5 protein-coding genes are annotated in these 8,140 nt (G+C 61.7%); all 5 read right to left on the reverse strand.

The features are described from left to right. Nucleotides 1–45: 45 nt before the first annotated feature. The gene (locus HU811_RS22300; protein WP_186658127.1) at nucleotides 46–3,072 is read right to left on the reverse strand and encodes a multidrug efflux RND transporter permease subunit; all 3,027 of its coding nucleotides are present in this window, start codon (nucleotides 3,070–3,072) and stop codon (nucleotides 46–48) included. 13 nt (nucleotides 3,073–3,085) lie between these two features. Next, nucleotides 3,086–4,234: an efflux RND transporter periplasmic adaptor subunit gene (locus tag HU811_RS22305; RefSeq protein WP_186658129.1), complete on the reverse strand. Its 1,149-nt coding sequence runs from the start codon at nucleotides 4,232–4,234 to the stop codon at nucleotides 3,086–3,088. 133 nt (nucleotides 4,235–4,367) lie between these two features. Beyond that, entirely contained in the window at nucleotides 4,368–5,465 is a 1,098-nt protein-coding gene (locus HU811_RS22310; RefSeq protein ID WP_186658132.1) for a DUF1513 domain-containing protein, read from the reverse strand. 2 nt (nucleotides 5,466–5,467) lie between these two features. Further along, on the reverse strand, nucleotides 5,468–6,532 hold the full coding sequence (locus HU811_RS22315) for an imelysin family protein (protein WP_186658135.1): 1,065 nt from the start codon (nucleotides 6,530–6,532) through the stop codon (nucleotides 5,468–5,470). Between the two features lie 29 nt (nucleotides 6,533–6,561). Beyond that, complete coding sequence (locus tag HU811_RS22320; protein ID WP_092457406.1) at nucleotides 6,562–7,989, reverse strand: di-heme oxidoreductase family protein; 1,428 nt, start codon at nucleotides 7,987–7,989, stop codon at nucleotides 6,562–6,564. Nucleotides 7,990–8,140: the final 151 nt, after the last annotated feature.

Consider the following 8,140-nt stretch of genomic DNA (forward strand, 5'->3'; position numbering starts at 1 on the left):
AAGATCGCAGCCTTCGGCAGCGCCTACAGGGCCAGTGGCCACACGTTAGGGTTTGTCCGGCTTGGCCAGCAGTGTATAGACGCAGGGCAAGACGAACAGTGTGAACAACGTGCCAATCGACATCCCGGTGGCGATCACCAAGCCGATGTCGAAGCGGCTCACCGCCCCGGCCCCGGTAGCGAGGATCAATGGCACCATGCCAAATACCGTCGCCGCGGTGGTCATCAGTACGGGACGCAAACGAATCGATGCGGCTTGCTCCACGGCCTCCCGTGGGGTTAGCCCCTGTTCCCTGCGCAGCTGGTTGGTGAATTCAACGATCAGGATCCCGTGCTTGCTGATCAGGCCGATCAGCGTCACCAGTCCTACCTGGGTGTAAATGTTCATGCTCGACCAGCCGAGGAATAGCGGAATCAAGGCGCCGCAAATCGACAGCGGTACTGTCACCAGAATCACCAGCGGGTCCCGGAAGCTTTCGAACTGGGCGGCCAACACCAGGAAGATGATCGCCAGAGCCAGGGCAAAGGTGACCCACAGCGCGCTGCCTTCCTGGACGAACTGTCGCGACGCCCCTGCGTAGTCGAAAGCGAACCCTACCGGAGCCTCTTCTTGGGCAATCTGGCGGACCGTCTCGATGGCCTCGCCCATACTCACGATGGGAAAACCCGAAATCGTCACCGCGTTGAGTTGCTGGAACTGATTCAACTGCCGTGGTCGCGCCCGATCGCTGACTTTGATCAGCGTCGACAGCGGCAGCAATTCACCCTGGGTATTTTTTACGTAGTAGTTGTTCAACCAGTCCGGATTGTCCCGGAACGGCCGTTCGACCTGGGCGATGACCTTGTAGCTGCGCCCTTCGATGGTAAAACGGTTGATCTCGGCTTCACCCAGCAGGGTGGCGAGTGTGCCGCCCAGGTCTTGCATCGAGACGCCCATCTGGGCGGCCTTGGCACGATCGATGTCCACGACGACTTCGGGTTTGTCGAAAGCCAGGTCAACGTCCATGAAAGCGAACTTGCCGGATTCCAGTGCGCGCTTTTTGACCCGATCGGCAACCTGCAGCAGCGTTGCATAGTCCTTGGGCGAGTTGATGACGAACGCAAATGGCAAGCCTTCGCCGGTGCCAGGCAGGGAGGGTAGGTTGAAACCGAATATTTGCAGGCCGGGGATGTTCTCCAGCTTGGCCTGGACTTCAGGCAGGATTTCCATCTGGCTGCGGCGGCGTTCGTTCCAGGGTTTGAGCAGGAAGCCGCCGATGCCGGATTGCACGCCGTTGTATCCGTTGATCTGGAACGAGGAGTAGTACTCCGGGAACTCCTTGAAGATGGTGATGAAATGATCGGTGTAGCTGTTCAGGTAGTCGAGGTTGGTGGGCTGTGGGGCATTGGCCATCATGAAGATGATGCCCTGGTCTTCATCGGGGGCCAGCTCGGACTTGGTGAACATGATCAGCACCGGAATCAGCAGCAGCACCATCACCGCGAACACCAGCACCACAGGCCGGGTATTGAGCATGCCGTGAAGCATGCGCTGGTAGCGGTTTTTAAGACGTTCGAAAACCACGTCCAGTCTATGAGCCAGTCCCGAGGGGTTCTCCTCGTGACGCAATAGCATGGCGCACATCATGGGCGAGAGGGTCAGTGCGACGATCCCGGAAATCACCACTGCCCCAGCGAGGGTCAGCGCGAACTCCTTGAACAGCGCCCCCGTGATCCCCTCCAACAGACCGATCGGCGCGTACACCGCCGCCAGCGTGATGGTCATCGAGACCACCGGCATAGCGATCTCCCGGGCACCTTCAATTGCAGCGTCGAACGGACTTTTGCCTTCCTCGATGTGCCGGTGGATGTTTTCCACCACCACGATCGCGTCATCCACCACAAGACCAATTGCCAGCACCATGGCGAGCAGCGTCAGGAGGTTTATCGAGTAACCCATCAACTGCATGAAGAACATCACGCCAATCATCGACAGCGGGATGGTCACCACCGGGATGGCCACCGAGCGCAGGGCGCCTAAGAACAGGAACACCACGACGATGACAATCAGCACCGCCTCGAAGAGGGTTTTGACCACCTCGTCGATGGAAGCCTGGATGAACAGGGTGGCGTCGTAGGCGATCTCGGCCTTGAGGTTGGCCGGCAGTTGGGCCTCCAGATCCGGCATGATCCTGCGCACTTCCTTGATCACGTCCAGCGGGTTCGCGCCGGGGGTGGCCTTGATGCCGATGTACACCGAGGGCGTGCCACCGAAGGAGCTGATGGTGTCGTAGTTCTCGGCGCCCATCTCCACCCGGGCGACATCGCGCAGCAGCACGCGGCTGTCGCCGTCGGTCTTGAGCGGGATCGCCGCGAAGGCCTCGGCGGACTTGAGTTCGGTGTTGGCGTTGATACTGGTGACCACGTATTCGCCTTTCACCTCACCGGCGGCCGAGAGGAAGTTGTACTGGCGCACGGCATCGGTCACGTCGGCGGCGGTGAGGCCGAAACCGGCAAGCTTGACCGGATCCAGCCACAGGCGCATGGCGAAGACCTGGTTGCCGAGGATCTCCGCTTCGGCCATGCCCGGCAATGTCGCCAGTTTGGGCTGGACCACCCGTGACAGGTAGTCGGTGATCTGCGGGTTGTTCAGTTCCTTACTGAAAAAACTGATGTACATCAGTGCCGAGGCATCGGCGGCCTCGCGGCTGAGCACCGGGTCTTCAGCATCTTGGGGTAGCTGGTTCTTGACTTCGTTGGCCTTGGCCAGCAGCTCGGTAAAAAGCCGGTCGCTGTTGGAGCCGATGCGGGCGTAGACCGATATCACCGAAAAGTTCTGACGGCTGACCGAGGTCATGTAGTCGATGCCCTCGGCGCTGGCCAGACTCTGTTGCATCGGTTGGGTGATATAGCCCTGGATGGTCTCGGCGTTGGCCCCGGGGTAGGCGGTGGTCACCGTGATCAGGGCGTTCTCCATCTGCGGGTACTGGCGCAGGGGCAGCTTGCTCCAGGCCTGGAAACCCAGCAGCACGATCAGCAGGCTGACCACGGTGGCGAGCACCGGACGGCGGATGAACGGATCAGTAAAAGCCATGAGGGTTCCTTGATCAGTCCGCAGGGGGCGGGCTGTTCTGTTCGGTCAGGGTCTTGTCGTCGCTGATAGCGATGGGCGTGCCGTTATCCAGTTTGATCTGGCCGGCGATCACGACCTGTTCGCCGCTCTGCACGCCTTTGGAAACCAACACCTGCCCATCACGTCGCTCACCGGTTTCGACGAATCGCCGTTCGGCGATCAGGATCGGCTGGCCCTTGTCATCTTTTTCGACGTTGCCGTCGTCGGTCTTCTTCTGCGTCACGACGTACATGGAGTTGCCGTATAGGGTGTAGGTCACGGCGCTTTCTGGCACGACGATGGCGTTGGCCTTGTCCGGCAAGATCACCTGCAGGCTGGCGAACATGCCGGGCAACAGCCTGCCGTCGGGGTTGCCCAGGGTGGCGCGTACCAGCACATTGCGAGTGCTGTCTTCGATCTTGGGATTGATAGCGCTGATGGCGCCGACGAAGGTCTGGCCGGGATAGGCCGAGACACTGACGTTGACTGCCTGGCCAACCGCGAGCATGGGTACCGCTTGCTCGGGAAGGTAGAAATCCGCATACAGGCTGCTCAGGTCCTGCAGGGTGGCGATCACCGTGCCGCTGGCCAAGTAGTCGCCGACGTCCACCTGGCGAATGCCGATGGTGCCGCTGAAAGGCGCGACGATGTGTTTCTTGGCCAGTGAAGCCTTGAGCTGGTTGACCGTGGCCTGGTTCTTTTTCAACTGCGCCGCGAGCCGGTCGAATTCGCCCTTTGAGATCGCCTGGCTGCCCACCAGTTGCCGGCCCCGGCCAAAATCCAGTTTCGACAGCTCAAGGTCGGCCACGGCGGTTTCCAGCAGCGCGCTTTCGACGTCACTGTCCAGTTGCACCAGTGGCTGGCCGGCCTTGACCTTTTGCCCCGACTGGAACTGCACCTTCTGCACCGTCCCGGCAATCTCCAGGCTCAGGTCTACGCCTTGCAGCGCGGTGAGGCTGCCGACGGTGGGCAGGCGAGTTTGCCAAGGCTGCTCGACAGCCGTGGCCACGGCCACGCTGACCGGCGGTTTGGGGGCAGAAAACATCTGGATCTGCTGGTAAACGGAGAAGGCCTTGTAGCCGGCCAGTAGCAGTACCACCAGCAGGACAACACCCAACATGATCAGCATGCGGCGTCGCAGCATGTTCCACTTCCTTGGAAATAAGCCGAGAGAAAAGACAGACAGGCGGGCACATTACTCCGAGTGCGCGACCGATTCAAAACGATGTTTGTCGATAATGTGTAAGGGGTTTTCCCAAAAGCTCGCCGCCCGCTTGTCAGATCAAATGCAAATGGTTGTCCCAGAGCCCCGCCGGCAGATCCAGTGGTTTTGCAACCAGTTGTGACTGTCGACAATCGTAAAAGCGGCAACGGCCCTGACCCGATGTCACGACGAAACCGTCGGCCACCGCACCCACACCGGCGCAGTCCGGCAGAGGCGCATCCAGGCGTGCTTCGCCGCTGTCCAGGTCCCAGATAAAAAAACGGTTGCCACGGGGCGCTGTCAGGGCCACCAGGCGCAGGTCGCTGTGTACGGCAACGCTGGCGGTGTAATGACCCATGGCCTGCAATTGATGCTCGGCCACCGGGAATGCCTGGAACGGCTGGCCCGGACGCTTGATCGCCAGCAGCTCGGAGGATTCGTGGGGATCGCCCATGAATTGCTGGCCGCAAACGATGGTGCCATCGCTGGCGATGCCCATGTGGCGCACGCTGTTCATCGATTGGGCGAGGGTTTCCTTGCTCAGCAGTGTGCCATCGCGCTGCATCAGCACCAGGCTCGGCTCCATGGCATTGAGGTTCATCTCGACGCGGCTTTCGGCCTCGGTGCGGATGCCGCCGTTGGCGACCACCAGCGTTTCGCCGTCGGGCATCCACGACACTTGATGAGGGCCGATGCCGTGAGTGGACAGTTCGCCGCTGTGCACCAAGCGTTCGCCTTCGAAACGGTACACACCCAGCAGGCCACGACCCGGATCGGTCGTGTCGTTCTCGGTGGCGTACAGCCATTCGCCGCTTTTGTGAATCACCGCGTGCCCATAGAAATGCCGATTCGGCAACGAGGTGAGGGTCTGCAGCAGCGTACCGTCGCGCAGGTCGATCAGGTAGCTTTCGGTGCCTGGACGACGGGCGACGAACAGCGCAATCGGTTGTGTCGGATGGTCAATGATGTCATGGCAGCGCTGCGTGACCTGGGTGGCGAACACCCGACTGCCGTCCAGTCGATAGCCCACGGCGTAGTGCTTGCCGTCGCTATCGTCCCGTGCCGAGAGCAGGAGCGGACTCCTGTCCTTTTGCTTGAACAGCGTCCAGCCGCCCAGGGTAACGGCGCCGAGCAGCAGGCTGCCCAGTGCCAGAGCCTGACGTCGAAACATGATCAGTCACCGTCGTTGGCATTGAAGCCCAATTGAATACCCAGCGCCTTGGCCAGTTCGCCTTCGTGCAGGCGATGGACCACGTTGAGGCTGTCGTACAGTTCGTTGAGCTGCTGGCGTCCGGCGTCGTCCCCGAGCATTTCGGTCAGCGAGCGCTGGCTGTCGGCGAACAGTTTCAACGAGCTGTCGTAGGCCGCGTCGATCTTGTCGGCCAAGGGTTTCTGCTCGCTTGGCAACAGGCTGCGCAGGCCCTTGTTATCCACGCCGACCCAGACGGTCCTGGCCGCGCTCAGGCTGGCTTGCAGGCCCTGCAACGACGACTGGCTGCGCCAGGCATCGGCCTGGAAAGGTTGTGGTACGCCTTTGCTCTGGCGACCCATCGGTGTGCCGAGTTTCTTCTTCAAGGTGTCCAGGGCGGTAACCTGGACTCGCAGCAAATCGGCGATTGCTTCGTGGGAATCGGCGTAGCGCTGGTTCGGAAACTTGCTCATCTGGGCGAGCATGCCGTCGTTGGTATTCCAGCGTGACAGGATATCTTCGGCCAATTGCTTCTGACGTTCGCCAATGGCGATCAGCAGCGGGCAGTACTTGGCTTTTTGCGCGTTGTCGGCCATGTCGATCCTGGCGTCGAACAGCAGGTACTCATAGGCTGAGAGGCCCTGGACCACCACGCTGGACTTGGCCAGGCCGGCAACGTCGATCTGCGGCTGGCTGTTGACCAGTTGCTCGACCTGACGGCCCACCAGGTTTTTCTTGTCCGGCCAGAATTGCACCTGCCAGGCGCGATTGCCCTCGGCCAGTGGACCGATCAGCAGCGGTTGCAACTCGGCCCAGGCTTTTTGTGCCTTGAGGAAGTCGGCGCGGGCGGTCTCCAGGTTTTCCTTGCCCTGGCAGAACGCCAGGGCGCTGGTTGCCAGTTGCCGGTCGGCCTCAACCCAGCGGCTGTAGGTGGGCAGGATCACTTGCTTGGCGATAGCCGCCGAAGTGACCGCTTGCGGATCCTGGGGCGAGCACGCGCCGAGGACGATGGCGGCGAGGCTGGTAAACAACAACTTGGGACGGAACATGTCGGGCTCCCGTTTTTCGGAGAATGCGATTAAAGGGAATTCAGGAACGCCAGCAACGCCGCGCGTTGCTCGGCATTGAACGCTAGAACCTGTCGTTGCGCCGCTTGCGCTTCGCCGCCATGCCATAGCACGGCTTCGAGCAGGTTGCGCGCGCGACCGTCGTGCAGGAACTGGGTGTGACCACCGACGGCTTCGGTCAGACCGATGCCCCACAGCGGTGGGGTCCGCCAGTCACGGCCGCTGGCCTTGAATTCGCTGCGGTTGTCGGCCAGGCCTTCACCCATGTCGTGCAACAGCAGGTCGGTGTAGGGGCGAATGACCTGGTTCGCCAGTTCCGGTTCGGCAGCGTTGGCGGCCGTGGTGTACTTCGGGGTATGGCAGGACTGGCAGCCGGCCTGGAAAAACAGATTCTTGCCGGCCAGCACCTGGGGCGAGTTCACCTCGCGCCGGGCCGGTACGGCGACGTTGCGGCTGTAGAACAGCACCAGTCGCAGAATGTTGTCGCTGACTTCCGGCTCGCCATCGGCGCCGTTGCCGTTCGGCGCGCGCTTGCAGTCGACCTGGGCATCGGTGCAGTCGTCGAAGGGGCGCAGGCTTGTCGTAAGCCCCATGTCACCGGAAAAGGCGTGGACGTTCTGCTGATTGAGGTTCGGCTGGCCGGCCTTCCAGCCGAAACGCCCCAATACGGTCTTTTGCTGAACATCGTCCCAGACCTGGTTCGGCCGGCCGAGGATGCCGTTGTTCTCCCGTGCCTGGGCTTGGGCGTTGGCCAGGAGCGCTTCATCGGGGATGGCTTCGAGCAGCCCCAGGCCGATCATCGGCGGTGCGACGCGGGCCGAAAAGCGTGTGTCGGGGTGCATCGGGCCGTAGCCCAGTTGGGTGATCTGCAGTTGCGGCTTGCGCAGTTCTACAACGGTGCCGTCGTCGAAGCGCACCGGGACCGGCGTGTAATCGACCCGCACCTTGCCTTCGGGGACAACGCCGGGCACGGACATGTCCTGCAATTGCCCGCCATAGGTCGGCTCCGGCACCACCCCCAGTTGTTCGATGACCTTGGCGTAGGCCGGAGCATCGGGAATCGACAGGCGCACCAGCATCGACACCGCGCTGGCCGCGTCCGGTGCCGGCGGATGGCCGCGACCGTCCTTGACGTGACAGTTCTGGCAGGCGTTGGTATTGAACAATGGCCCCAGACCGTCCCGGGCGGTGGTGGTCGAGGGCGCGATTACCCAGGGGCTGCGGAAAAAACTGTTGCCCACGGCGAAGTCCACGCGCCGCGAAGGTGGCAGGTTGGCCGAGGGTAGGGAAAAGGCGTTCTGATCACTCTTGCGCACCGTCGCGGCGCCACCGGACCGGGCTTCGCCGGGTTCGGCCTGGGTAAAACGCGGGGCGTCGTCGCAGGCACTCAGGCCCAGGGCCATGAACAGAGCGCATAAGCGAAGAGGCAACGACGGCATTGGGCTTCCTGGAAGACGAGTGAAACGAGGGCGCAAAGTCTAACAGGGCGGGGGAGTTTGAATAAGAGGAATTATCGTTTGGTTGGAAGCGATCGCTCTTGCTATGGGGGCGGCACACTGCTCCCTTAGGCTTGCTGATTCCCTGTGGCGA

This window comes from Pseudomonas tehranensis (genome assembly GCF_014268615.1).
Classification (GTDB): domain Bacteria; phylum Pseudomonadota; class Gammaproteobacteria; order Pseudomonadales; family Pseudomonadaceae; genus Aquipseudomonas; species Aquipseudomonas tehranensis.

Bases quoted from the DNA above. Each gene is read 5' to 3' on its own strand.
- HU811_RS22300 (WP_186658127.1), bottom strand. From the start codon at position 3,072: ATGGCTTTTACTGATCCGTTCATCCGCCGTCCGGTGCTCGCCACCGTG.
- HU811_RS22305 (WP_186658129.1), bottom strand. From the start codon at position 4,234: ATGCTGCGACGCCGCATGCTGATCATGTTGGGTGTTGTCCTGCTGGTG.
- HU811_RS22310 (WP_186658132.1), bottom strand. From the start codon at position 5,465: ATGTTTCGACGTCAGGCTCTGGCACTGGGCAGCCTGCTGCTCGGCGCC.
- HU811_RS22315 (WP_186658135.1), bottom strand. From the start codon at position 6,532: ATGTTCCGTCCCAAGTTGTTGTTTACCAGCCTCGCCGCCATCGTCCTC.
- HU811_RS22320 (WP_092457406.1), bottom strand. From the start codon at position 7,989: ATGCCGTCGTTGCCTCTTCGCTTATGCGCTCTGTTCATGGCCCTGGGC.